This is a genomic window from Bacillus sp. FJAT-25509, assembly GCF_001420605.1.
GTDB lineage: Bacteria > Bacillota > Bacilli > Bacillales > Bacillaceae_G > Gottfriedia.
Genome location: NZ_LJIZ01000027.1, coordinates 1 through 24,753, shown reverse-complemented (window position 1 = coordinate 24,753; position 24,753 = coordinate 1). Strand labels below are relative to the sequence as shown.

The window sequence follows — 24,753 nt, the reverse complement described above, 5'->3', positions numbered from 1 at the left end:
TAACGATGACAACTAAAACGACAAAATCAACAAAAGAAAGTATTAAAGAAGCAGCAACAAAGTTATTTGCAAAAAAAGGATATTCTGGAATGACACTTAGAGAAATAGCTAATGAAGTTGGGATTAAGGCACCTTCTGTTTATGCTTTTTTTGAGGGAAAGGATGATATTTTTCTAGCTGTATATAAGGAAACTTTGGATGGGCATTTATCAATCGTAGAATCACAGTGTAAAAGCAATCAATCTACTAAAGTTCAACTCTACTCTATTTTAAAATCAGCGATCGATTTTCAATATCAAGAGGGTTTAAAAGCTAAAATTCTAGTTCGTCTGATGACATCTCCACCAGAGTTTTTAAAAGATGATATTATGAAACGATTTGGTTCAATGGAGCTAGATGAGTATAAAATTCTTTCTGAAATTTTTAGACTTGGGATCGAGAAAGGAGAAATGAAGGATTCCGATTGTCATGCATTAGCTATATCGTTCCAATGTATAATGGACGGGCTGTTTTGGCAAATGCATCGACATAGTGAAGAGGAAATATATACAAGATTGGATTTAACATTTAATCAGTTTTGGAATGGAATTTCACAATAAATAAAGGTTTATTAACTGGTGAAAAATAATGGGGAAGTCAGATTAATGGAAAATAAGTCAAGTATTGGAGATGATTACTCACTATCAAGGGTTCCTCAATCGGCTCGATTACCGATGTGGGATATTATGCTTGTGCGTGTTGGTGCTTTAGCAACATTATCTCAGTTTATGTTGGGTGCTTCATTAGGATATGGTATGACTTTTTGGCAGGCGTTTTGGGCGACGATGTTCGGAAGTGTTCTGCTGCAAATTGTTAGTTTTCTATTAGGTTATGCCGGGGCACGCGAAGGACTTTCTACTAGTCTATTGTCTCGTTGGACCGGATTTGGTAGATATGGCTCCAGTATTATCGGCTTTGTTGTTTCCATTTGTTGTATTGGTTGGTTTGGCGTACAGAACTCAGTTTTTGCAAATGGTTTAGTCGAGGCAACTAATGGTAAATTGATCCTTCCCGTGGCTGCTGCGATTACCGGAATAGGCGTAACTGTTTTAGTTATTTTTGGATTTAAACTATTAAGCTTAACAGCGAAAATTGCAGTACCTGCTTTTCTGATCGTAGTAGGATTTGGAGTTTATAAAGTTCTTAGTGATCATTCGATTATTAGTTTAATAGGAACGCCTCCTCCAGGTCAGTCACTTTCAATTGGAGTTGGTGCAACAATGGTTGCCGGAGGATTTATGATCGGTGCTGTTATTACACCAGACTTTAGTCGCTTTGCTCGAAGTGGTAAAGATGTTTTTTGGATGACGACAATAGGTACTTTAGTGGGTGAATTAGGAGTTAGCATGATCGCTGTATTGATGTCACATGCTGCAAAAACAAATGATGTTGTGAGTATTATGCTACAAACATCTGGTTGGATTGGTGCAGCAGTTGTTGTTTTCTCTACTGTAAAAATCAATAACTTGAACTTATATTCTTCTTCTTTAGGATTTACGAATATTATCGATACAATTTTTAAAATGAAAGTAAATCGTGGAATTGTAACACTTGTAATTGGATTAATCGGATCTTTATTATCGATTCTTGGTATTCTTGACCGTTTTGTAGATTTTCTAGTTTTCCTTGGCGTCATGATTCCACCAATAGCCGGAATTATGGTCATTGATTACTTTGTGTTAAAAACATATCGAAAAGCGTTGGATGAAAGTAAGGAAAAGGGAACTTTACCGGCGGAACCTGAAAAGATTAATCCAGTGACATTAATCGCATGGGCAGCAGGATTTGCAGCTGGTTATTTTATAAAATTTGGTATTCCATCAATTAACTCACTTTTATTAAGTGGAATTGTTTATTACTTCGGTGTTTTAATTTTAAAAGCAATTAAAAATAAACGAGTAGTGGATGAAAAAATTACCGCGTAAGATTTCTGAATATTGGAGGTATTCTAAAAATGAGAAAAATAGGGAAACAGGAAATTGAAGATATTGCTGTAGGTGCTGCTTTACTAGGTACAGGAGGCGGGGGAGACCCATACATAGGTAAGTTAATGGCTTTACAAGCGATTGAAGAATATGGCGAAATCACTTTATTAGATGTAGATGAAGTGCCGGATGATGCATTAATTGTTCCATCAGCGATGATGGGTGCTCCAACTGTATTGCTTGAAAAAGTTCCAAGTGGTGAAGAGATGTTTAGTGCATTTCAAAACCTTGAATCTTATTTAGGAAAGAAAATTTATGCAACGATGCCAATCGAGGCTGGTGGTCTGAATTCGATGATCCCTCTTGCTCTTGCAGCAAAGCTAGGATTACCTGTTGTTGATGTAGACGGCATGGGAAGAGCATTTCCAGAATTACAAATGGTTACATTTTACTTAGACGGCATTTCAGCAACACCAATGGTTCTTGCTGATGAGAAAGGGAATAATTCTGTTCTATCAACAATTAACAATCTTTGGACTGAACGGATAGCTCGTGCAGCAACGATCGAAATGGGTGGTTCTGTCATGACTGCCATTTATCCGATGACAGGAAAAAATTTAAAAGATAGTGGAATCCGTAATATTCTTCAACTCGAAGAAGAGTTAGGAAAAGCAATCAGACTTGCAAAAGAAAACAATGCAGATCCAGTTAAAGAAGCATTAAAATGTGCGAAAGGCTTTGAACTATTCCGTGGAAAAGTAACAGATATTAACAGAAAAACTGAAAGCGGATTTGCTAAAGGGATCGCAACATTTGAGGGCATTAATGAATATAAAGGGGAAACATTAGAAGTTCGTTTCCAAAATGAACACTTATTAGCCCAAACAGATCAGCGTTTACTTTGTGTCACACCGGATTTAATTGCTGTACTTGATGCAGAAACAGGACTTCCAATTACAACAGAAGGTATTCGATATGGCGCAAGATGCGTAGTAGTCGGAATTCCTTGTCATCCAAAATGGAGAACAGAAAAAGGAATTGAAACAGTAGGGCCTAAATACTTTGGCTACGATGTTGACTATATTCCAGTAGAAGAACTTGTTAAAAAAGGAGTGACGTTATAATGAGTACATATAGAATTGGCATTGACGTTGGTGGAACGCATACTGATGCAGTGCTTTTAGATGAAAATAATCAAGTAGTATCTGAAACGAAATCACCTACAACAGAAGATGTTGCAACAGGTATTTATACAGCATTAAAGAAAATTATCGGCGATGCGAATGTACCAAGAGAACAAATAAAATACGCGATGCTAGGAACTACACATTGTACAAATGCAATCGTTGAAAGAAAGAGATTAAATAAAATCGCAGCGATTCGGATTGGAGCTCCAGCTACTTTAGCTGTAAAACCTCTAGTTGGTGTCCCTGATGATCTTCGTGAAGCACTTGGTAAATATGTCTATCTAGTACGCGGTGGTCATGAATTCGATGGTAGAGAGATTGTTTCTTTAGATGAAGCACATTTATACCAAATTGCGCATGAAATCGAAGGGAAAGTTGATTCGGTAGCGATTACTTCTGTATTTTCACCTGTTTCGAAGGAGCATGAAGAAAGAGCAAGTGAAATTATTAAGGAAGTTCTTGGAGAAGATGTTGCGATTTCATTATCTTCGGAAATCGGTTCTGTAGGATTACTAGAAAGAGAGAATGCTACGATTATCAATGCTACAGTTGTAAATGTTGCAAAAACAGCGGCTGATGGATTCATTAATGCACTAAAAAACGAAGGGATAGAAGCAAAGGTATTTTTCGGACAAAATGATGGTACGTTAATGTCTGTAGAATATGCCGTGAAATATCCTATTTTTACAATCGCTTGCGGTCCGACGAACTCACTACGTGGAGCATCTTATCTGACTAAAAGTTCAGATGCAATTGTTGTAGACGTAGGTGGTACAACATCAGATGTTGGCGTTTTAATTCAATCATTCCCACGTGAATCTTCTCTTGCAGTCGAAATAGGCGGAGCGCGAACAAACTTCCGTATGCCTGACCTAATTTCAATCGGACTTGGCGGAGGAACGATTATTCGAATCAAGGATAATGGAGAATTCACAGTTGGACCTGATAGTGTCGGGTATCGCCTTCCAGAAAAAAGCTTAATTTTCGGTGGAGATACATTAACTACAACAGACGTAGCAGTTGCTCTTGGAAAAGTCGAGCTAGGAGATGCATCAAAAGTAGCTCATCTAGATAAGGAGCTATTAAATAAAGTTTATGTGAAAATGGTTGAGTTAGTTGAAGAAGCAATCGACAAGATGAAAACAAGTGCAGAAGATGTGCCGGTTATTCTAGTTGGGGGTGGAAGCATCCTTCTTCCTGAAAATTTAAATGGAGCTTCAGAAGTCATTCGACCGCAACATTCAGGTGTAGCCAACGCAATTGGCGCAGCTATTTCACAGGTAAGTGGTCAAGTAGAACGAATTTATAAATTAGTAGAATTAACTCGTGATCAAGCACTGGAAATAGCAAAGGATGAGGCGAAACAAGAAGCAATCAAGGCAGGTGCTGATCCAAATAATCTTGTCATTGTTGATATTGAGGACGTGCCATTGGCTTACTTGCCAGGTAATGCAACTCGTGTACGTGTGAAAGCAGCTGGGGATTTGGCACAGGTTGAGGTTAATGAATTAGTATAAAGAATAAGGCACCTTCTTTTTGAGGGTGCTTTTTTGTAGGTTGACAATATTGGATGAAAAAAAATTGTGAAAAGTACGGATAGCGCTAGGGTTTGTACTGCAAATAAGTATTGTGGTTCTGCAAATAAGAGGCTCATACGTGCAAATAAAAGGTGAACTGCAAATAAATTTAGGAAATCTGCAATTAAAATTAGTAAAAATACAATTAAAATTATTAAAAATGCAAATAAAATCAACATAACTGCAATTAAAATTTCTAAAACAGCAAATAAGTTAAAATAATACTCATACCAGTTTGGGTATTATTCCAAAAAAATTAGGCATTACTAGTTAATTTCTAATGGTAAACTGTAAAATTGTCCTAATTCTTTCTAGAAGAACGGCCAATTATCTTTATAATGATTGGAAATTTTACTCGAGAAGTGTCTCCAAGATATTACTATCCCCATAAAAAAATTCCCCTCCATAGGACAGAACAATCTTTTCTTTTGACTGTCTTCTATAAGGGAATTCTCACTATAATTATTCTTTTATATCAATATCTTTAATTCTTTTGTTTAAGTAAATCTCTAATCTCTGCTAATTGATTTTCTATATTGTTTAGTCGACTTTGCATGTCACCAATATCTTGTTCTGCTTTATAATTGATTGCAAAATCGATAACGGATTCATGTTTATCCCTTACTGCTTGACGATTTTGACTCATCATAATGACTGGTGCTTGAAATGCTGCAATAAAAGATAGACATAAGTTCAACAAGATAAAAGGTGAAGAGTCAAAATGAAAAGCTTTCGTGAAAGATAAGCTATTCCATATCATCCAGACAGCAAGTGTACAACTAAACCAAATAATAAATTTCCAACTACCACCAAATTCTGCGATTTTATCTGCTATTCTATCAGCAAATTTTGTTCGTTGGGTGTAATCACTATCTAAATGTTGCAGTATTTCTGACTCATAACGATCCACTAATCGGTCGATACGTGATAAGTTTTCTTGGTTTAAATCAATATCAAACCCTTGAATTTTTTTTGGTTTCTCAACTTGTTTTTTAAAGTTAATTTGCTTCCAAATGTTGTGCACCATGTTTCCAACCTCCTCTTTTCTAGAGGAAGCCTTCAAAAGCTTATAAAAGTTGGATTACATTTTTATGATGTAATCCTCCTCGGATATTCAATTGTATGACTTCCTCTGATGTCGTCGGTAAATTATCCGACTCACCTATACTGGGACTACCCATAAAAATGTTCCACCTCACTTTTTTTTGTAAAAATAATACCTTTACTATTATATGATGACTTATCCGATAGGACTATACTATTTTTAAATAATTTTTTATTCCATAAAAAAAGCCGCGTCTGCGACAAGGAATTTTGTTTAAATAGAAGGGAAGGAAATACCGCCCCGTTTAGCAAGATTATATTTTCTCTTTTGTATTAAATGTTTCTTCATATCGCTTAGATAATATGTAATAATGATAGTCTCTTGAATTTGAAATCAAACGAGATAATAATGTTTTCGCTTCATCACGTTTGTTTTCCTTAAGTAAAAGTTCGAACTCAAGTACGTTTTTGAATTTCTTTGAACGCATTGAATCCTTTGTTACTTTTGCCGTTTCTAATTCATTTTCTTCAATAAATAGAAGTGTTTTGTAGTATGAATTCCACTCAGGTACTTTAATGAAATCAATTCGTTCCTTAATAAATGGCAAATCTTTATTTGAAAAGCCGTATACAACTTGATAAACAGCTTTTTTTGAAGGGTTAATTCGTTTCTTCATAACAGATTGATACGACTGTTCGATTTCATCGTGCATATGGTTAGTAATTGAATAAAGAAAATAAAGGATTGATTTTTTTGATTGCTTACTTAGAAAACGTTCGATATGTGATAGATTTTTTGAAAAATAAAATGGATAAAACATCGTCCAAAAAAATAAGAAAAGAACTGCAACATAAAAGATTCCAAATACATAAGTTGGTGCATCATATAGACCTAAACAAAAAGCACCGATAAATAACAAGATAATAAATAAAATTTTTTTCATAAAGCCTCCGTGATTAACTTCTAGATGTACATAAATTATACCATCATTATCCATTTTTGGGTCTTTTATGTAAGTCTTCTCATCATATAATAACTTTCAGCCTGCATTGCCTCTGATTACTTAGAAATTGCTGAGATTTTCACGATTTTTAAGCTTGAAATTTGATGATTAAAATTGCCTAAATCATTAACATCTTCTGTAAGAACAATCGATGCTCCTTTATAATTTGAATCTGAATATAAAGTGACTTGATAACCTGGTGCAATATGAATAGAAGAAATCGTATCATTGCCAATACCTTTTACAAGCTGATCGTAATCATAATTACCTGATCCTAGTATTTCTGATGCACCGCCAAAAGCATTTTCCTTATATACAGTCACAGGCATGTCTACACCATTTACGCGAAAAAACAAGTCTATGAATCCAGCAGTCTCTCGTTCTGCTTGATTTAACTGAACAAGAGTCGGATTTTTTACCTCGTTCTTCCACATGGCAGAATAATAATTACTGTAAGCTGCTTGCCAGAAGTAATTAATGATCGTATCATTCCAAACTTGAGGTAAAACGGAGTTTGCTTGTACCGCGGCTTGATGAATCCATGCTTCAGGATCAGTTGAAGAAATCCAATTATATAAACCTGAATTTGGCACTGTCATTTGACTTTGAATACTTTCGGCATAATTTTCAAACTTCGAATGATAGCCCGGTGCGTTATGATCTAGATTGGAAATATTTGAAGCATGAAGAGGCTGTGTTACATCTGTAAAATAGTGTAAAGATACTCCTAAGTAGTAGAATGCATTGTTAAAATCGCCTTTTTTATAGTAATCCGATGCTAGATTAAAATACTTCGCTCCTGATTGACGAGCTGTTGGATAAGAAGCCCCCGTATAATTTGTTTGTGTGTCTGGATCATAAAAGTGAGACAAAAATGTGCCCGTATCATAAAAAGGATTAATGTGATCTGCATCGTACAAGCCCTGTTCCCAACGATCGCGAAACTGATTAAGCAATATTGTAGGCTTGTTTATTGCAGGATTGGTATTATCGGCAATAAGTTTGACACTGCCATTTACGATAAAATGATGTGTACTATGATCTTGATTGTGAACATCCTCGTCAGACCATGCGAATGCTTTCTGATCAATGCTAAGTAATGATGTGATTGCAATTGCACTTCCAGCAACTAATGATAATAGCTTTTTTGATTGAATACGTTTTTTCATGATACACCTTCTTTTTTGAATTTTTGTTGTCTTACAAGCAACAATGTTTAAGTATAATAAGTTTTTGTTAACAAGAGGTTTCAGTTATGTGAAAATTTGTTAAATTTGGAAACTCTTTACCAGTTATGGAAGTACTTAGTTCTATACAGTTTTTTTAAACGAGCCAAATTTTTAGGATTTATATAGAAAAAGTACATAATCCTTTTTGTGTTCCATATTAATTTAAAGACCTGCAAATTCATTTGTTTGGTGGTGAGAAAAATATGGAGATTAGTGCTAGTGCTAGAATGTCTCTTTCAAAAAAAGTGTCTGAGGATGCAATGGTAGTAAACAATGAAATAAATGTATATGGGGTTTTTGATGGAGCAACACCAATTACTCCATATAAGAATGCTGATGGCATGAATGGAGCATATATTGCTTCAAATTTATTTAGGAAGTATTTTAAAAATTATTTTAGAGCTGATATGACTCTATCAGAGGGAATTATTCTAGCAAATAGAAGACTGATGAAAGAAATGAAGGTAAATAACATAGACATAAATCGTCCAGAGGAACTGTGGTCAACATGTGTTGCTATTATAAAATTTGATAAGCAAAAGGTATCATTTGCTCAACTTGGGGATTGTATGATATTAGCAGAATACCATAATGGAGAAATTCAAATATTGACAAAAGATACTGTGAAGAATATAAGTACAAGGGCAAAAATGAGACGAGAAAAGGAACGGAAGCAAGGGATGATTTTACCAGATGAATCATACTACCAGTCTATTAAACATCAACTTATTTATAATCGAAGTATGGCTAATACAGTTGATGGTTATTCAGTTGCAAATGGAACTGAAGTTGTCGCAAACTACATTCAATTGGGATCTATTGATACAAATAATTTAAAGTCAATTTTACTAATCAGTGATGGATTATTTCATCCGACGTTTGATTTGATCCATTCTTTTAAAGTAATCAAAGAGATTGGATTGGAGGAATATTCAAAACGATTAGAAATGGAAGAGTTGAAAAGTAAGATTCATTCTGATGATAAGACTGGGATATATATTCGCTTTTAATTTTAGATGCCATATTGGGTATCTTTTTTTTATGTATAAATATTGTAACAAATATAAAAGTAATACTTTTCAAATTAATGTTAGTATACAGGTGATAGAAGTTTTTACGAATTCGAAACGGCTATGAGGAATTGAATAATAATTGATAATTCTCATTTAGTTGACGAGGAGATATCTAATGGATATTAAAAAGTACAGAGTAGTAATGTTTCCGACATTTTTAATTGTTTTTGCTTTGTTTTTTATATTAGATGTTATGAAGCCTTATAGCTTGCTAGTATGAAAGGTAAAAAGGGTATACATATAAAAAATCAGAAAAAAGGAAGTGTTTAATTGTTCAATTTTATTAAAGTAACTCATGAACATATTGAGCAAGTAATAAGTTTACGATTGAAGCTTTTAAATGAATTGGGAGAATTAAACTCTCTTGATGAAGAGTATCTAATTGAAACCTCAACTAGGGAATATTTGAATACTGCACTTTCAAAAAATGAATTTATATCCTTTATGGTAGAACATAATGGGGTACCAGTAAGTATTAGTGGGATGGTCTTATTTAAAAGACCACCTTATTTAGAGAATTTGCAAGGGATTGAAGCTTATATTTTAAATATGTACACAGCCACTGAGTTTCGTGGCAAGGGATTAGCTAGAAGATTGCTTGAATTATGTATTGATGAATGTAAAAAATGTGGAGTTAAGCGAGTTTGGTTGCACGCTTCAGAAGATGGGCGGCCACTATATAAAAAAATGGGTTTTACTAAAAAAAATAGTGAAATGGAATTGTTTTTATAGACCGTTTTTATTCAACAAAATGCCAGAATAGTTGAACAAGTAAAACAAAAAAATGGAAAAAAATGTTAAAATATTAAGTAGCTAACATTAAAAATAATAATTATTAAAAGAGGTGAAACTATGAAAAATTTCAGTGAAATTTCACTAATATTATTAATCATTGGATTGGTTTTGTTTGGAATAATTTATGTGTTTCCAGGCTTCAACGAACTTTTTGCTTTAATTGGTTTTTTATTGTTATTATTTGGGGCGATATGTAGCTTTATAGCAATTTCCAAAAGAGAAAGAGGAAACACTAAATTTTTTGCAGTATCTTCGTTTTTTATCATATTTTTATTGATTACTTGGTTTGAACCTTTTCTGATCCTACGTATGCTAACTTGGATTAAAAATTAAAAAATGTAATAACTGTAATAACTGCATATGTAACTATGGGATGTAATAGTTGAACAACATGATCGAAATGGCAGTATAGTGCAATAATGAATAAATAAAAAAACAGTAGACAAATAAGACGGAAAAGTTATAATATTATAAAAAAATAAAAAACTTTGAAGAGAAGAGTAAATAGAATTTATTCATCTTAGAGAGCTCCAGTTGCTGAAAAGGAGTATGATTGATCTATTGAAGCAAGACTCTGAGTTTCATATCGGAACCAATAATGGCGATGGTATGACAGGCGCTCCTGTTATAGAGCTTAAGTATGTTTGAAATGTACTTAATGAGGTTAATGTGATGACATATTAACAAACTGGGGTGGCACCACGACACGATAGGTAAACTCGTCCCCAAGACTACGGTCTTGGAGGGCGAGTTTTTTTATTTGTTCAAATTAAATATATTTATTTGGAGGGGTAAAATGAAAAAAAATAGGATGTATATTACTTGGAAAAACCCTTTGCTTTTACTAATGGGAATAGGCGTTTCAAATATTGGAGATTGGATTTATTTAATCGCACTAAATTTAATTATTTTTGATATGACGAAATCTGTTTTGGCTGTATCGACTCTTTATGTCTTGAAACCAATAGCAACGATACTTACGAACCTATGGGCTGGTAGTTTAATTGACCGATTTAACAAAAGAAATTTAATGGTACTTTTGGATGTTTTGAGGGGATTATTAATATTCTTATTACCAAGTATATCTTCCGTCTTACTGATCTTTGTCATTGTATTTATCGTTAATATGGGAAGTTCAATGTTTTATCCAACATCAACAACTTATATAACTAAATTAATTCCAGTAAATCAGAGGGTCCGGTTCAATGCTTTGCGTAGTTTAGTTCAATCTGGAGGATTCCTAACTGGACCAGCGATTGCAGGTCTACTTTTTATGATTGGCACACCTATGTTCGCTATTAATATTAATGCGATCTCGTTTATCATTTCAGGAATTGTTACAGCGTGTTTGCCTAATTTGGATAAGGTAACAATGCGAAATGTAAAATATGAGAAGCTCTCACTCAAACTAATTAAGAAAGATTTTACTGAGGTTTTACTATTCAGCCGTAAATCAAGTTACGTTATGAGAATTTATTTTTTGTTTAATAGTATATTAGTTTTAACGGCTGCTGTTGATTCTTTAGAAGCAGTGTTTTCAAAGAGCGTACTTCATTTAAGCAATACAGAATATGGTGTTCTTGTAAGTATTGCTGGTGCAGGAATTGGTATAGGCGCAATTATTAATACAATTTTTGCAAAAAGACTACATCCTTCTTGGCTTATGGGGATTGGGACAATTTTTTTATCATTAGGATATATCGTATATTCATTTTCTAATTCTTTTACAATGGGTGGGTACGGATTTTTCTTATTATCATTTGCGTTGTCTTTTGCAAATACGGGATTTGATACATTTTACCAATCCAACGTAGATGTCAAAATAATGGGAAGAGTTGGTAGTATCTATGGTTTTGTTGAAGCAATATTAGTGATCGTTTCAACTATACTAATCGGATTTTCTACTCACTTTGTATCGATTAAAATGTCTGTAATCGCTGGTAGTTTTATTATGTTATTTTTAGCGTTATTTTTAAGTGTATTTATGATCCGACCTTCAAGCGAAAACTATTTCAGAAGTATTGGATATAAATAAAGTTTTTAGAATTTAGTAAAAAAAAATTTCGTTTTATTTCAACTAATGCAGTGCGATAGTTGAAGATTAGCTGTTTAGAAACAGCTTTTTTTATTGGTGAAAATTAGAATTCGGTTAAATGATTATTAAAATAACTTAATTTAAATTAAGTAAATTCTCACTAAAAATGTTACATTAAAAATAGTATATTTGAATGTTTTTAATAGTGAAGGTTTTAATGAAGGTTATACATTTTAAGGGGTATACAGAATGAAGAAGATGGAACTCTTCTAAAAAATTACTAAGGAGGTTTTTCTACTTAAATGGATTCTACTAAACTATAAAAAAATTATTATTAATAGATTAAATTCCTTAAAAATTAAAAACCATATATGAATATAACATCCAAAAGGAGTGTTAGTATTAAAAATGATTAAAATGAAGAAATATTCAGTTGTCATGATAGTGTTAATTTTATTGTTCACTTCTACATCTATGCTCTTCCATCCAATGAAGGCTTTTTCTGAAGAACTTTCCGTAGAGAATATTAATATTACTGAATATACAAATAAATATATCAAGGGATACGTAAAAGATCCGCAAAAAATAGAAAAACTGATCGGAAATGTGACAACACCAAAAGGAACGAAAATACAGTTTTTTGCTGCTTTTAATTCAGTTACAGGTGAATTCAAGCTTGATATTGGAAATCAGCCGAATGGATCTACTGTACAAATGTTAATTGTATATAGGAACAACGGTTATCAAGTAGTAAATGAGCCATCTATTTTACTAGATAAAAATGAAGAAAAACCGCCATCCATACCCTATGTTAAACCACTAAACGAACATTCGGAGTCAATTACAGGATATTCTGAACCGAAAGCGGTAGTTAAGGTATGGAGAGACAATCAGATTTATGCAGAAGGAATTGCTAATCAAGATGGAAGTTTTACGATTCCTATTGAAAAACAAGAAGTTGGTACTACATTTTCTGTTGCAGCATCTAAGCATAATGAGATAAGTGAGAGTACTCATTTTACTGTTAAAGAAGAATCAACACAAAAATCGATACAAATTGAAGTAAAACCTATTTTTGAGCAACAAAAAGATATTTCCTTTAAAACGGAAGCTAACACGACAATAGTAATTAGAAAAAATTATGAAATTATTTACATCATCGAGCCAAACGAACACAGTGACGAGCAATTTACGGTTTCCAATTCAAATCTTGGTAAAGATGATGAAATATTTATACATGCATTTGATGATCAAGGAAACAGTAGCGAGCCGATTATTCAAAAAGTTTTAGACAATAAAAAACCTTATCTTCTACCTCTAAGAGGCATAAATGATGCAACAAGTGAACTTCATGTGCTTTCTGAACCTGGTATAAAAATAAAAATAGAGTATCAAGGTGGAAGTTTTATTGGGGAAGGAAATACGGATGAATCAGGAATTTTCGAATATAATTTCAATCCCATTCCTCGAATTTCAGAATATATTCAAGTTACTGCAATTGATAAAGCAGGAAATTACTCGCAAGTTTTAATGGTAGTTAGAGATGTAACACCTCCAGATACTCCTATCTTAGATGTACCTGTTTATACAAATTCTACCCAAGTAAAGGGGAGGGCAGAGAAGGGGACAAGTATTTTACTTAAGAAAAATGGTCTTCTCTACAAAACAGGAATAGTATACGCAGGTGGTACCTTCCAGATAGATGTCAGCGACCTAGCAGTGGATGACGAATTAGAATTTACTGTGAAAGATAATGCGGGTAATATAAGTAAACCCCTTATAATCAAAGTAACGGATCCACCAATTACTGCAGTTCCTATTGTAAATACGGTAACAAATTTATCCTTTCAAATTACCGGAACTGCTGATCCAAATGCAGTTATCGAATTATATAAAGATGAAATAAAAGTGAAATCGGTTACTGCTAATAGTGTAGGGAGTTTTGTGTTTGATATTGACTTTCAAAAACAGGGTACTGAGTTTACATTATTCGCAGTAAAAAATGGAATGACTAGCCAACCTGTTAGGCTAATTGTAAAAGATGCAAAGGCTCCAACTATATTGAATATTATTGAAGTCGGTGACAATGAAGAACAAGTCAGAGGTACAGTATCAGTAAATTCAACAGACCCAGTTGCTAATATAGAGGTAATCGCTAATGATAAAGTAATTGGTACTGGAATTGCTGATAAATCCGGTTATTTTAGTGTTTCAATCCCAATGCAAAAAGCCGGAACAACATTGAAAATAACTTCAACAGATGCTTCAGGAAATTCAGATATCAAACTAACAATTGTTAAAGATCTTACTCCACCAGAGATATTTATAAAACCTGAAACTATTTATGCTAAATACATTACGGGGAAAACAGAACCGAATTTATTTGTAAGGTATTTTATTAACGGAGTTTTAAAAGAAGAAGTTAAATCTGACTCTCAAGGAATTTTTGTATTAACTAGAGGTTATTTAAATAACAATTCACTACTTTTGTTTCAAGCAATAGATTCTTCGGGAAATATAAATGAAAATAGGATTCTAGTTGATGATATAAATCCTCCTGAACCACCTCAGGTAAACACTGTTACAAATAAATCGACAGAAATATCGGGGAAAGCTGAAGCAAATGCAACTTTAAGGTTGATGATAGGTGGTAAAGAATACAGTGCAAAAGCAGATGGCTATGGAAATTACAAAGTAACCATCCCAATCCAAAACGCTGGAACAACAATTTCAGTCGAAGCAAAGGATAGTGTCGGAAATGTAAGTTCTGCTAAATTTATTAAAGTCGTTAAAGTGGCTCCCAACATCCCAACTGTAAATACAGTCAATAATAAAACGAACATTGTATCGGGAAAAACCGACGCATATGCAACAGTAGTAGTAGCACTCTCAGGGAAAATATTCAGTGCAAAAGCGGATCAGTATGGAAATTATAAAGTTACTATACCAATTCAGAATACTGGAATAAGTATATCTATTACAGCACAAGACAGTTCTGGTAAAGTAAGTGCAGCAAGAAGTACTAAAGTTGTAAGAATAGCTCCAAATATCCCATTAGCCAATACAGTCAATAATAAAACGAACACAGTTACTGGTAAAACAGAAGTAAATGCAACAGTGGGTGTAACAATCTCTGGGAAAGTATATAGTGCAAAAGCGGATAAATATGGGAATTATAAAGTAGGCATTCCAATTCAAAATTCCGGAATAAGTATATCAATTACAGCAAAAGACAGTTCTGGAAAAATAAGTGCAGCAAGAAGTATTAAGGTTGTAAGAGTAGCTCCGAACATACCAATTGTAAATACAGTAAAATACTATTCTACAACAGTAACAGGGAAAACCGAGAAGTATGCTATTGTAACTGTCAAAATTGGGACAAAAACATACACAGCAAAAGCAAATGTATCAGGAAACTACAAAGTATATATTCCAAAACAGCGAGCGGGAACAAAGTTAAATGTATATACAAAAGATTCCAAAGGATTTGTAAGTGCTACTAGAGTATTAACAGTTTTAAAATAGTAAAAGGCCAGTAATCATTCGGGGAATTGGATGATTACTGGCGTTTATACCTACAATTGTTCTTGTTGACTAGTATCCTTTTATTACCAAGATAATAGAAGAAATAAATAGGTTGTTAAATTACTCTTTATTACGATTAAGAAAATTCATGGTTGGTTTAAGTAGATGAAGTAAATGGCAGGATTGTTCAAACAGTTTGGGAGTCTAAATTCCCCCTACTCTGCCGCACACAGATGATAGGTTTTTGAATTGTACTACTTTTTCGTGCTAGAATGAATACAACTTCAATTGAAAGAAAATATAAGTGTGTATACTCTTATTCGAGGATAATTATGAATTTCGAGCAAATGGAATATATCGTAAAAGTTGCAAGTGAGAAATCGATTATTAAGGCTGCAGAAAAATTACATATTACGAGTTCAGGGCTAAGTCAATCGATCTCCCAATTAGAGCATGAAATGGGAATAAATATTTTTAACCGTTCAAGAAAAGGAACATTTCCAACAGAAGAAGGAAAGATTTTAATAAATAGAGCTAGTGAAGTCTTAGAAATTATCAGTAAGTTAAATGAAGAGCTGTCTGATTATAAAAATAATAAAAAGATTCATTTGAAAATAGTAGCTGCTCCTACTTTTGCAGCAGTACTTCTACGAGCAATGAACAGAATTAAAGATGAACATCCGAATGCAACGATTGAAATCGAGGAAAAAGATCCACCACTTATAATGGAAACAATTAAACACACTGAATATGATTTTTGCTTTTTCCCTCAAGATTTAGAGATACTAAAGGGTGAAAAAAATATTAACTATGAAATAATTCGGACTGATCGTGTTCACGCTATTGTAGGAAAAAACTCCCCGCTCTATCATCTTGACTACGTAACAAAAGCTGATGTATTCGAGATGGATACAGCGTGTTATTCAATCTATTCTGATTATTACTATTCTAAATTAATTAAAGAAAATAAAAATAAAATAAGAGTAACTACAAACAGTATGAATATTCTTACAGAGGCAGTTAGAGAACATAATGTATTTGTCTATTCTCATGAGTCAGGCGCTAAATTTCATCCATACATTCAAAGTGGAACCTTAAGATCTATTCCATACAAAGAAAATAATGAATATGTTGTTAAGGATTTATGGGTAATCTATCCAAAAAATAAAAAGCTTTCTATTATAAGTAAAAAATTTATAGAAATCGTTAAAGAAATAGCCACTCAATGATGAGAGGTTATTTTTTATTTAAGAATCTTTTTCTACTAAGTACCAATAGAATAGTTGAATTAGGATAAACGTCCTAATACACTATTGGAAAAATTTGTTAAAATTAGGATAGAGTAATTTAGCTCAAATAATTTAACAAAGGGGAAACTATGCAGAATAGAAACGTAGAACTGGTGGAACTAAATGCAGAAAATTGGTATGAATGCTGTCTATTAGAGGTATCTGAAGATCAAAAGAGTCACATCGAGCCGAATGCAATCTCGATTGCTCAATCGAAATTTGAATCTTCACTAAAGCCATATGCTATACATTTTGAAGGTAAAGCGGTTGGATTTTTAATGTTTAATACTACTGAAGAAGAGCTAGATGGCTATTGGATCTATAGAATAATGGTTGATAAGAATTTTCAACAAAAAGGACTTGGTAAGATTGCAACTCAGTTAATGATCGATGAAATGATTAAACTACCAAATGCCAAAAGAATTGTTGTAGGATATCACCCTGAAAACTTAGGAGCACATAATTTATATTCAAGTTTAGGATTTATTGATCATGGCGATCGATTTGGTAAAGAAATGGCAGTAGTATTAGATATAAAGTAGCTATGAATGTTCCAAAGGTTAATTTTTTGTCGCTAATATTAGGGTAAATTACATCAATAAACGTAAAGAAGGGATAGCAAATAAGCTATCCCTTAAATTCTCGATTGATTCCCGTAAATTAAATAAAATTGTTGTCTTTATTTATTGAGTCTCTTCGTCGATTTTATACTCCAAAATATCACCTGGCTGACAATCCAAAGTCTTACAGATCGCTTCTAATGTTGAAAAACGAACCGCTTTTGCTTTACCGTTTTTCAGAATGGACAGATTCGCCATCGTAATTCCAACCTTCTCTGAAAGCTCCGTTACGCTCATTTTTCGTTTTGCTAACATCACATCAATATTAATAATTATCGCCATACCATCCACCTCAGACCGTTAAATCATTTTCTGATTTTATGTTAATCGCTTCTTGTAGAAGCTGTTGGAGGATAGCAGCAAAAACGGCGATAACCAATGAAGCAAATATGATGATCGCTCCCAAAATTCCAATAGGAGGATCAACTTTCTTCGCTATAAAATGAAAGAGTGGCATACCTAATACATATATACTACTGATTGCAATCGCACAGTATTTTATGTTCATTAATGCCTTTACAGATAATTCTGAGAATGCGGTGTTATTGTCAATATACCGTAAAAGATTGAAAGCCTGATACAGAGCAATATAAAAAGGCAAAGCAGCTCCATACATCACGATGAAAACGAGATATTTCATTGCGGCAATATTTGGATACAAATTTGAAGAGAAATTCGCAATATTTGGTACCAAAAATATACATAAAGCAAGCACTGCAATTCCAACGAGAAAAATTATTAGCTTTAAGAAAGTGGTTGAACCTCTTTTAACATTCATATTAAGTACCTCACTTATTTAATGACAATATGAATTTAACATATTATTTATTGTTTTACAATAAATTTATATTGTTTTTTATTATGTTATTATTGTTATTGAAATATCCCTTTAATCTAGACAAAAAGAAAAAGCATTTCTCATATAATGAAATGCTTTTTCTTTACTAATGTTAAATGTATTTTATTTATTTGCAGCGTTTATTACATCAAGTGAATGATTAATTGCCGATTTACACTTATTTGCATCTGGGTTTGATGTACGAGCTGAAGCTAATACAACGTCAATCGTACCATCAATTTTAGTCCAAGAAGTACTATCTATTTTTCTAAGTTTAGCCTCTGAAGTATCCCATTGATGTTCCAAACTGTCAGCATCTTTTTTAGCTAAATTAAAGTTCTTTGAGTTCACATCTGATAACATTTTATTTTCTATTGTTGCAAATTCTGTTAATTGACCAGATAATGTTGTTTGAGTAGAAGCAGCATTTGATGATAATTTAAGATAACCGCCAATACCAACTGCTAAGAAAATACACAGTGCTAAAATTGTTTGTTTCATTATATTATTTTTATTTCTATTTTCATCTGTTTTTTCAATATATAATGAAATATCAATTTTTGAAACAGCAAGGAAAACAATGATTGCTAAAATTGCGACCAGAAAAATGATACTTGTACTTGTTGTTCCTAAACCTAAACCACCATTCACTTTCGGTTGTGATAAATAATCTCCTAGTGATGCCCCAAGTGGACGTGTAAGAATGTACGCAATCCAAAAGCCTAACATTCCATCAAGTTTTAAAAACTTCCACGCTAAGAATACACAAAGGATGATCACAATAACCGTTACACCAGTTTTAAAATACCCAAGTCCAAGTTGTTCAGAATATAAATCCCCAACAGCAGTACCTAGCGCAAAGGTGAAAAGAATCGCTAACCAATAGAATATTTCTCTTTTTCTTGTGAAAATTGAATGGATAGAAAGTGTTTTTTCACTAAGAAACCAAAAAAGAAACGTTAAAGCTAGCAGCGCGGAGAATACAATCGTACTTGTTTCAAGAGGTACTCCAATTGCGTCTGTCAAATTATCGGTTACCAATGTACCAAATACACTTATTAGTACAACGGTGATCCAATAAATACTTGGAACATATTTTTTAGCTTTGAATTGAAAAAATAAAGAGATAAAAAATGCAACACCCATAAGGACTGTTGTAAGTCCTAATCCTAAACCAAGGTTAAAATTTAAGAAGTCAGCAAATGTTTCACCAACAGTTGTACATAAAATTTTGATAATCCAGAAATAGATTGTAACTTCTGGTACCTTGTTAAGCAGACTATTTATTTTATTTTGTTTTGTCTCCATAAATGATTTTCCTTTCTATTTGAATTAAAGTACATTTTTATATTCACACATAATAATGAAAGGAAAATGAAAAACAGGAGAATTGTACAATTTTATTGGATTTAAATTACAACAAAAAGGAGTAGGTAAATTCCTACTCCTTTTTTAATGAATAAACAAAGTTTACTTTGCCTTGTTAAAATCCTGTGTCGCTTCTTTGTTCATGCCTTTTTTCAAATAAGCATTTCCACGGTCACTGTAAGCAAGTTTAAAGTGAGGATTCAATTCAATTGACTTGCTGAAATCGGCAATGGCCTGATCATACATCTGCTTATAGTAATAAGCAAGCCCGCGGTCGTCATATACGAGGTAATCTTTTGGATTCAAATCAATAGCCTTGTTGAAATCGGTAATAGCTTGATCGTACATCTGCTTACTGAGATAGGCATACCCACGGTTGTCATATACTTGGAAATCCTTTGAATTCAAATCAATGGCTTTGTTGTAATCAGAAATAGCCTGATCATACAACTGCTTGTTTTGATAGGCAAGCCCTCGGTCGTTATATACGAGGTAATCTTTTTGATTCAAATCGATGGCCTTGTTGAAATCAGTAATGGCCTGGTCGAACATCCGCATATTAAAATAGGTAAGTCCACGGTTGTCATATACCTGGTAATCTTTTTGATTTAAATCAATAGCTTTATTGAAATCGGCAATGGCCTGTTTATACATTTGCTTATCGTAATAGACAAGCCCAAGGTTGTTATAAGCCAGGTAAAATTTTGAATTCAAATCAATGGTCTTTTTGAAATCGGCAATGGCCTGATCATACATCTGCTTATAGTAATAGGCAAGCCCGCGGTTGTTATAGGCCTTATAATGTTTCGGATCTAACTCAATTGCTTTGTCAAAATCGGAAATAGCCACATCGTACATTTGCTTTTCCAGATAGACAAGTCCACGGTTACTATATGATGTTGCAAAATCAGGTTTTAATTTTATAGACTGATTTAGGTCAGAAATGGCTTGATCATACATCTGCTTATCATAATAGGTATATCCGCGATTGTTATATGATAAATAATCTTTCGGATTTAAATCAATGGCCTTGTCGTAATCAGAAATAGCCTGATCATACATCTGCTTATGGTAGTAGGCAAGCCCCCGGTTATAGTATAAAATGTAATCTTTTGAATTCAAATCAATGGCTTTGTTATAATCGGCAATGGCCTGATCATACATTTGTTGGTCGTAAAAGGTAAGCCCGCGGTTGGCATATGGCTTAGATTCTTTCGGATTCAATTCAATCGCCTTATTGTAATCGGAAATGGCTTGATCGTACATTTTCTTGTGATGATACGACAGCCCACGATTATTATAAGCTTCCCACATATTAGGATTATTTTTTATTGCCTTGTTTAAATGAGAAATAGCCGCGTCATACTTCCCTTGTTGTTCTTCTTTATAGCCTTTATTATTGTAGTAATTTGCCAGAGGGCTACACCCGCCTAAAACTAGGCCAAAAGTTAATATTAAGAGTAGTTTTAAAAATGATTTTATTGCACTCACCTCTTTCATTGAATCTATAAATTCGAATAAAAGAATTGTTTATAAATGCAAGATGATATTCTTAAGAAAAAACAGCCTTCTCCTTTATTTTTTTGTATTATCTGAGTCGCCGTTTTGATTATATGCTACTTTTTGTATTACTAAGCTAGTAACATAGTCTCAAAACGAATTGGTTTTTTTCTTGAGATAAATGAAAAGGTTGTTCATTAATAAAAGTTAAAATTTAAATATGATATTAAAATAGGAGAAAAAACGAGATATGGATAATAAATAGTTAATCCAAAAGTGTATTAAAATCTTCTTCATCCAATAGTTCAACTGCAATTAGGTCTGTTTCGGCAGACTATTTTTTGTTGCCAACCTGTACTGGAATAAAAAGGAATAAATTAATGTTTATAGAAATATATAAATTAATTACTTTCAAAAATCTATATAGAGCTGTTTAAAAAGTAGGAACACATGAAAGTTAACGAATGTAGGTGATTTTTTTGAAAAAGGTCATTGTTTCTTGCGTACTTCTTGTCTTATTAGTAGCTATGGGTTTTGGTGTTTATTATTTCATTCCAAAGAATATAAATGAGTCAATAAATGGTGTTGAATATCAATTAGGTTCAGATCATGATCAAGTAAATTCTGTGACGATAAAAATAAAGGGCAAACTTCATCAATCTTTATTAGGAAAAAGAAAGTTTGTAGGGCTAATCGATGTAAAAGGTGCTAATTATCCTAATCCAAATAAAGATCGTAAATTAGGAATAGCATTTGATCAAAATGGCATGGGGATAATTGAATATGGTTACTATAAAAATGGACATCCAAAAATCGATAGCTATGGTATTCTCTTTGCTAACAATGATTTTAAGAAAGTGACGATTGGGGAATATCGAGAAAATCACGATGGGAAAAGTTGGTCAGGTAAAGACGGATGGATGATTACAGGTCCAGCAAATAGCAAAAGTAAAGCTTTAATTATTTCGAATGAGTTAATGAAAAAATTTTTACACAACAAATTAAAATAATAACATCACAGATTCAACAAATTATTCTTTAGTTTATGTTCATGAGTCACGATTGTGGCTCTATTTTTAATTGGCTTTGCTAAAGCTTATAAGGAGAGAAAGAAAAATGACGGTTAGATTAGAAAAAATGAATTCAGTTGAATTCCAGCAATATCTCAGTTATGCAATTAAAAACTTTGCAGACGAACAAATTAAGTCTGGTAATTGGGAGCAACAAGAGGCAATTAGTAAATCAAGACAGGAACACGAAAAATTATTACCTGAAGGAGAGAATACGATAAATCATCACTTATTTACAATTCGTGACAAAAACCAAGTAGTTGGTATGATTTGGCTTGCACAAGGAATAAATGAAAAAGGGTTTATTTATGATATTAACATTTGGGAAGGAAACCAAGGTAAGGGTTATGGTAAACAAGCAATGAAAGAAATTGAAATCGTAGCCAAAAAGATAGGATTGAAAAGTATTCGGCTTCACGTCTTTGGTCACAACAAAGTAGCACGAGTCTTGTACGAAAAGTTAGGATATGTAGAAACTAGTATAAAAATGGAAAAAACATTATAGATGACAAACGGGTTGCGTTAATCAAAGAAGAATTAACGCTTTTTTGTTGAAGTTATTAAGCCTAACTGGCAGTTTAGTTACATAAGAATACTTCCTTTCTTCCTGGAGAAGGAAATATCATTAAGGGCGAGAATTAACATATTATGGTAATAGAGGAGATGGCATTATGAGAAATATTTACTTTCTGATTTTGGTTACTTTGTTAATGTTGGTTGGTTGTTCAAATGATTCCCTTCATTTTAAAGGTGAAAGCGAACATTGGAAAGGCGAATATACAACAAATGTCGATGGCACTACTGAAAATGGTCAGTTTGAATTTGAATTCAAAGATGGTAAACAAAAGAAAAAAAATTTAGAAATCAATGTCGATGGCCCTACTGGGAGCAGTAACCGAAAAGAAACTGAAAATGATGAAACTGTCATTACTATGAATACCTCTTGTTCGGGTTGCCCAGTTACGAGGGATTCAGATGTTTTTAAAGTAACGATTAAATGGGATGGAAATGAAGAATCTTTTGAGTTGAAGTAATAGAACTAACTAATGCGATCGTTGAACAATCATTAAGTCATAATATTAAGTGATCGAGAGGGGAAATTATATGAATCCTATTTTATTAGATGTTCCGTTAGAAATAGAAACAGACAGACTAATTCTTCGAGCACCACTTCAAGCTGGCGAAGGAAAAGTAGTAAACCAAGCTATTACGGATTCAATTAGTGAGTTAAACCAATGGTTGACTTTATACCAGTCTATTCCTACTGTTGAAGAAACGGAAATTATTCTGAGAAATGCCCATATAGATTTTTTGAAAAGAGAAAGCTTTCGCTATCTTATCTATCGAAAGGAAACTAATGATTTTATTGGAACTGCTAGCCTTCACGCAATTAATTGGAAGATTTCTAAATGTGAAATTGGATACTGGATTAACACGCAATTTAGTGGCAATGGATATATGACAGAAGCAGTAAGTGAGTTAATAAACCTTGGCTTTCAGCTACTTAAATTTAGAAGGATTGCAATACTATGTGAATCTAATAACACTAAAAGTCGATCAATCCCTGAAAAACTAGGTTTCGAGCTTGAAGGGATATTACGTAATGAAGATCTTTCAGCTGACGGTAAAAAATTAGTTGATACCTGCATTTATGCAAAGGTAAATTAGACTAAAAATTTTAAAATCCCTGTACAACTAATGAATGGGATCGTTTGAAGAATTAGCTGCAAATATGTGGCTTTTTTTTTTGAAGTAAATGGCAGATTAGTGGAATAAAAAGTGAATTAATCCATTATTATCTGTATTATGTTAACTGTATAAATCAGTTGTTTAGAGATAATAAAGTTGTTTAATTTGCATTTATTTTGCGGTAATGAAATTAAATATCAAATAAAGGATATATCCTCTTGACAGTCGAATATTAGCCTAGAAACATAATTAACTTTCCGATGAGGAGGATTTTTGTGCGTCCACGACCATTATTTATTGAAAATCCAGAGAATGCTAGGTATGTTAGTCTTGTGCCAGATGGAGATATAAAAGAAATACTTAGTAAGCAACGAACTGAGACCATTACCTTCTTAAGTAGCGTATCAGAGGAGTCATCAAGGAAGGCGTATGCACCAGGGAAATGGACTTTAAAAGAAGTGATTGGGCATATGACCGACTCGGAACGTGTGATGTCGTATCGAATGCTTGCCATTGCACGAAATGAAAGTGCACCACTCCCAGCAATGGATCAGGATCAATACGTTTCTGCGGCAAACTTCAACAATTTATCCTGGGAGCAGTTACTAGCTGGTTTAGACATGGTACGCTCCAACACGTTAAGCCTTATTTCAACCATTGATGATGCAGCTTGGGATCGTAATGGAACTGTAATGAACAGGCCAGTTTCGATAGGTATCATTGCATATGGCATTGCCGGGCACGAGTTACACCATATGAAAGTGATTAGTGATAAATACTTATAAGACTTTTGCTATTAATGAAAAAACCTAATTTCTCATTTAGGGTGCGTTAGTTGAAGAAGCAGCAAAAAAAAGGATCTTTCCTGTTGGTCTTACCCCTGTCAAGTAGACACTTAAATAAAAGGTACATTATCTAAGCAGCCTTAACCCTATATTCTATAGGG

Annotated in this window: 23 protein-coding genes and 1 other annotated feature; of the genes, 16 read left to right on the top strand and 7 right to left on the bottom strand. The window is 33.1% G+C overall.

The features are described 5' to 3' along the window. The first annotated feature begins 5 nt into the window (after window positions 1-5). Genes AN960_RS18030 through AN960_RS18015 form a run of 4 tightly spaced genes read left to right on the top strand, consistent with a single transcriptional unit; the run spans window position 6 to window position 4,668 of the window. Window positions 6-599 (top strand): TetR/AcrR family transcriptional regulator, encoded by a 594-nt coding sequence (locus tag AN960_RS18030; RefSeq protein WP_056474343.1) that lies wholly within the window; start codon window positions 6-8, stop codon window positions 597-599. A gap of 45 nt (window positions 600-644) precedes the next feature. Further along, window positions 645-1,964, top strand: coding sequence for a purine-cytosine permease family protein (locus AN960_RS18025; protein WP_056474340.1), 1,320 nt, complete (start codon window positions 645-647; stop codon window positions 1,962-1,964). A gap of 29 nt (window positions 1,965-1,993) precedes the next feature. Beyond that, on the top strand, window positions 1,994-3,088 hold the full coding sequence (locus tag AN960_RS18020) for an S-methyl thiohydantoin desulfurase family protein (protein ID WP_056474338.1): 1,095 nt from the start codon (window positions 1,994-1,996) through the stop codon (window positions 3,086-3,088). Further along, complete coding sequence (locus AN960_RS18015; RefSeq protein ID WP_056474334.1) at window positions 3,088-4,668, top strand: hydantoinase/oxoprolinase N-terminal domain-containing protein; 1,581 nt, start codon at window positions 3,088-3,090, stop codon at window positions 4,666-4,668. Before AN960_RS18020 ends, AN960_RS18015 begins: the two co-directional genes overlap by 1 nt. A 544-nt stretch (window positions 4,669-5,212) precedes the next feature. Here the strand turns inward: AN960_RS18015 and AN960_RS18010 are convergent. The 3 genes from AN960_RS18010 to AN960_RS18000 all read right to left on the bottom strand — a co-directional run bounded on the left by AN960_RS18010 (window position 5,213) and on the right by AN960_RS18000 (window position 7,945). Continuing rightward, a complete protein-coding gene (locus tag AN960_RS18010; protein WP_056474329.1) occupies window positions 5,213-5,755 on the bottom strand; it encodes a DUF1003 domain-containing protein in 543 nt (180 codons plus the stop codon). Between the two features lie 331 nt (window positions 5,756-6,086). Continuing rightward, the gene (locus tag AN960_RS18005; protein WP_056474326.1) at window positions 6,087-6,716 is read right to left on the bottom strand and encodes a hypothetical protein; all 630 of its coding nucleotides are present in this window, start codon (window positions 6,714-6,716) and stop codon (window positions 6,087-6,089) included. Window positions 6,717-6,832: 116 nt separating this feature from the next. Beyond that, window positions 6,833-7,945: a zinc dependent phospholipase C family protein gene (locus AN960_RS18000; protein ID WP_056474323.1), complete on the bottom strand. Its 1,113-nt coding sequence runs from the start codon at window positions 7,943-7,945 to the stop codon at window positions 6,833-6,835. Window positions 7,946-8,208: 263 nt separating this feature from the next. Here AN960_RS18000 and AN960_RS17995 point away from each other — a divergent pair, with 263 nt between their 5' ends. The 7 genes from AN960_RS17995 to AN960_RS17965 all read left to right on the top strand — a co-directional run bounded on the left by AN960_RS17995 (window position 8,209) and on the right by AN960_RS17965 (window position 17,264). After that, entirely contained in the window at window positions 8,209-9,015 is an 807-nt protein-coding gene (locus tag AN960_RS17995) for a protein phosphatase 2C domain-containing protein (RefSeq protein ID WP_056474322.1), read from the top strand. A 333-nt stretch (window positions 9,016-9,348) separates the two neighbouring features. Further along, complete coding sequence (locus AN960_RS17990) at window positions 9,349-9,810, top strand: GNAT family N-acetyltransferase (protein ID WP_056474319.1); 462 nt, start codon at window positions 9,349-9,351, stop codon at window positions 9,808-9,810. 120 nt (window positions 9,811-9,930) lie between these two features. Beyond that, window positions 9,931-10,206: a hypothetical protein gene (locus AN960_RS17985; protein WP_056474315.1), complete on the top strand. Its 276-nt coding sequence runs from the start codon at window positions 9,931-9,933 to the stop codon at window positions 10,204-10,206. Between the two features lie 146 nt (window positions 10,207-10,352). Continuing rightward, window positions 10,353-10,603: a binding site (T-box leader), on the top strand. 66 nt (window positions 10,604-10,669) lie between these two features. Next, window positions 10,670-11,908, top strand: a complete 1,239-nt coding sequence (locus AN960_RS17980; RefSeq protein ID WP_056474313.1) for an MFS transporter — start codon at window positions 10,670-10,672, stop codon at window positions 11,906-11,908. A gap of 408 nt (window positions 11,909-12,316) precedes the next feature. Then, window positions 12,317-15,433: an Ig-like domain-containing protein gene (locus AN960_RS17975; protein ID WP_056474309.1), complete on the top strand. Its 3,117-nt coding sequence runs from the start codon at window positions 12,317-12,319 to the stop codon at window positions 15,431-15,433. Between the two features lie 332 nt (window positions 15,434-15,765). Continuing rightward, window positions 15,766-16,662, top strand: coding sequence for a LysR family transcriptional regulator (locus AN960_RS17970; RefSeq protein ID WP_056474306.1), 897 nt, complete (start codon window positions 15,766-15,768; stop codon window positions 16,660-16,662). Window positions 16,663-16,811: 149 nt separating this feature from the next. Then, window positions 16,812-17,264, top strand: a complete 453-nt coding sequence (locus AN960_RS17965; protein ID WP_056474302.1) for a GNAT family N-acetyltransferase — start codon at window positions 16,812-16,814, stop codon at window positions 17,262-17,264. Window positions 17,265-17,405: 141 nt separating this feature from the next. On the opposite strand, the gene AN960_RS17960 is transcribed toward AN960_RS17965, so the two are convergent. From AN960_RS17960 to AN960_RS17945, 4 genes are all read right to left on the bottom strand, one after another. After that, entirely contained in the window at window positions 17,406-17,624 is a 219-nt protein-coding gene (locus AN960_RS17960; RefSeq protein WP_056474300.1) for a helix-turn-helix domain-containing protein, read from the bottom strand. A 10-nt stretch (window positions 17,625-17,634) separates the two neighbouring features. Next, window positions 17,635-18,120 carry a DUF2975 domain-containing protein gene (locus AN960_RS17955; RefSeq protein ID WP_056474297.1) on the bottom strand — a complete coding sequence of 162 codons (486 nt, stop codon included), beginning with the start codon at window positions 18,118-18,120 and terminating at the stop codon, window positions 17,635-17,637. Window positions 18,121-18,303: 183 nt separating this feature from the next. After that, window positions 18,304-19,488 (bottom strand): COG4705 family protein, encoded by a 1,185-nt coding sequence (locus tag AN960_RS17950; protein WP_056474294.1) that lies wholly within the window; start codon window positions 19,486-19,488, stop codon window positions 18,304-18,306. Window positions 19,489-19,650: 162 nt separating this feature from the next. Next, entirely contained in the window at window positions 19,651-21,048 is a 1,398-nt protein-coding gene (locus AN960_RS17945) for a tetratricopeptide repeat protein (protein ID WP_056474293.1), read from the bottom strand. Between the two features lie 479 nt (window positions 21,049-21,527). On the opposite strand from AN960_RS17945, the gene AN960_RS17940 reads away from it, so the two are divergent. The 5 genes from AN960_RS17940 (at window position 21,528) to AN960_RS17920 (ending at window position 24,592) form a co-directional block, all read left to right on the top strand. Beyond that, window positions 21,528-22,058 (top strand): hypothetical protein, encoded by a 531-nt coding sequence (locus AN960_RS17940; RefSeq protein ID WP_056474292.1) that lies wholly within the window; start codon window positions 21,528-21,530, stop codon window positions 22,056-22,058. Between the two features lie 106 nt (window positions 22,059-22,164). Continuing rightward, window positions 22,165-22,623 (top strand): GNAT family N-acetyltransferase, encoded by a 459-nt coding sequence (locus AN960_RS17935; protein WP_056474289.1) that lies wholly within the window; start codon window positions 22,165-22,167, stop codon window positions 22,621-22,623. Window positions 22,624-22,789: 166 nt separating this feature from the next. Further along, window positions 22,790-23,152 carry a hypothetical protein gene (locus AN960_RS17930; protein WP_056474286.1) on the top strand — a complete coding sequence of 121 codons (363 nt, stop codon included), beginning with the start codon at window positions 22,790-22,792 and terminating at the stop codon, window positions 23,150-23,152. A 70-nt stretch (window positions 23,153-23,222) separates the two neighbouring features. Beyond that, a complete protein-coding gene (locus AN960_RS17925) occupies window positions 23,223-23,786 on the top strand; it encodes a GNAT family N-acetyltransferase (protein ID WP_056474284.1) in 564 nt (187 codons plus the stop codon). Between the two features lie 296 nt (window positions 23,787-24,082). Further along, on the top strand, window positions 24,083-24,592 hold the full coding sequence (locus AN960_RS17920; protein WP_056474282.1) for a DinB family protein: 510 nt from the start codon (window positions 24,083-24,085) through the stop codon (window positions 24,590-24,592). Window positions 24,593-24,753: the final 161 nt, after the last annotated feature.

What these genes read in the sequence shown, in the direction of transcription:
- AN960_RS17935 (WP_056474289.1), top strand. Translation starts at nt 22,165, where the DNA reads ATGACGGTTAGATTAGAAAAAATGAATTCAGTTGAATTCCAGCAATAT.
- AN960_RS17955 (WP_056474297.1), bottom strand. Translation starts at nt 18,120, where the DNA reads ATGAATGTTAAAAGAGGTTCAACCACTTTCTTAAAGCTAATAATTTTT.
- AN960_RS18015 (WP_056474334.1), top strand. Translation starts at nt 3,088, where the DNA reads ATGAGTACATATAGAATTGGCATTGACGTTGGTGGAACGCATACTGAT.
- AN960_RS17995 (WP_056474322.1), top strand. Translation starts at nt 8,209, where the DNA reads ATGGAGATTAGTGCTAGTGCTAGAATGTCTCTTTCAAAAAAAGTGTCT.
- AN960_RS17960 (WP_056474300.1), bottom strand. Translation starts at nt 17,624, where the DNA reads ATGGCGATAATTATTAATATTGATGTGATGTTAGCAAAACGAAAAATG.
- AN960_RS18010 (WP_056474329.1), bottom strand. Translation starts at nt 5,755, where the DNA reads ATGGTGCACAACATTTGGAAGCAAATTAACTTTAAAAAACAAGTTGAG.
- AN960_RS17950 (WP_056474294.1), bottom strand. Translation starts at nt 19,488, where the DNA reads ATGGAGACAAAACAAAATAAAATAAATAGTCTGCTTAACAAGGTACCA.
- AN960_RS17925 (WP_056474284.1), top strand. Translation starts at nt 23,223, where the DNA reads ATGAATCCTATTTTATTAGATGTTCCGTTAGAAATAGAAACAGACAGA.
- AN960_RS17985 (WP_056474315.1), top strand. Translation starts at nt 9,931, where the DNA reads ATGAAAAATTTCAGTGAAATTTCACTAATATTATTAATCATTGGATTG.
- AN960_RS18005 (WP_056474326.1), bottom strand. Translation starts at nt 6,716, where the DNA reads ATGAAAAAAATTTTATTTATTATCTTGTTATTTATCGGTGCTTTTTGT.
- AN960_RS18030 (WP_056474343.1), top strand. Translation starts at nt 6, where the DNA reads ATGACAACTAAAACGACAAAATCAACAAAAGAAAGTATTAAAGAAGCA.
- AN960_RS17965 (WP_056474302.1), top strand. Translation starts at nt 16,812, where the DNA reads ATGCAGAATAGAAACGTAGAACTGGTGGAACTAAATGCAGAAAATTGG.
- AN960_RS17975 (WP_056474309.1), top strand. Translation starts at nt 12,317, where the DNA reads ATGATTAAAATGAAGAAATATTCAGTTGTCATGATAGTGTTAATTTTA.
- AN960_RS18025 (WP_056474340.1), top strand. Translation starts at nt 645, where the DNA reads ATGGAAAATAAGTCAAGTATTGGAGATGATTACTCACTATCAAGGGTT.
- AN960_RS17930 (WP_056474286.1), top strand. Translation starts at nt 22,790, where the DNA reads ATGAGAAATATTTACTTTCTGATTTTGGTTACTTTGTTAATGTTGGTT.
- AN960_RS17970 (WP_056474306.1), top strand. Translation starts at nt 15,766, where the DNA reads ATGAATTTCGAGCAAATGGAATATATCGTAAAAGTTGCAAGTGAGAAA.
- AN960_RS17945 (WP_056474293.1), bottom strand. Translation starts at nt 21,048, where the DNA reads ATGAAAGAGGTGAGTGCAATAAAATCATTTTTAAAACTACTCTTAATA.
- AN960_RS17980 (WP_056474313.1), top strand. Translation starts at nt 10,670, where the DNA reads ATGAAAAAAAATAGGATGTATATTACTTGGAAAAACCCTTTGCTTTTA.
- AN960_RS18020 (WP_056474338.1), top strand. Translation starts at nt 1,994, where the DNA reads ATGAGAAAAATAGGGAAACAGGAAATTGAAGATATTGCTGTAGGTGCT.
- AN960_RS18000 (WP_056474323.1), bottom strand. Translation starts at nt 7,945, where the DNA reads ATGAAAAAACGTATTCAATCAAAAAAGCTATTATCATTAGTTGCTGGA.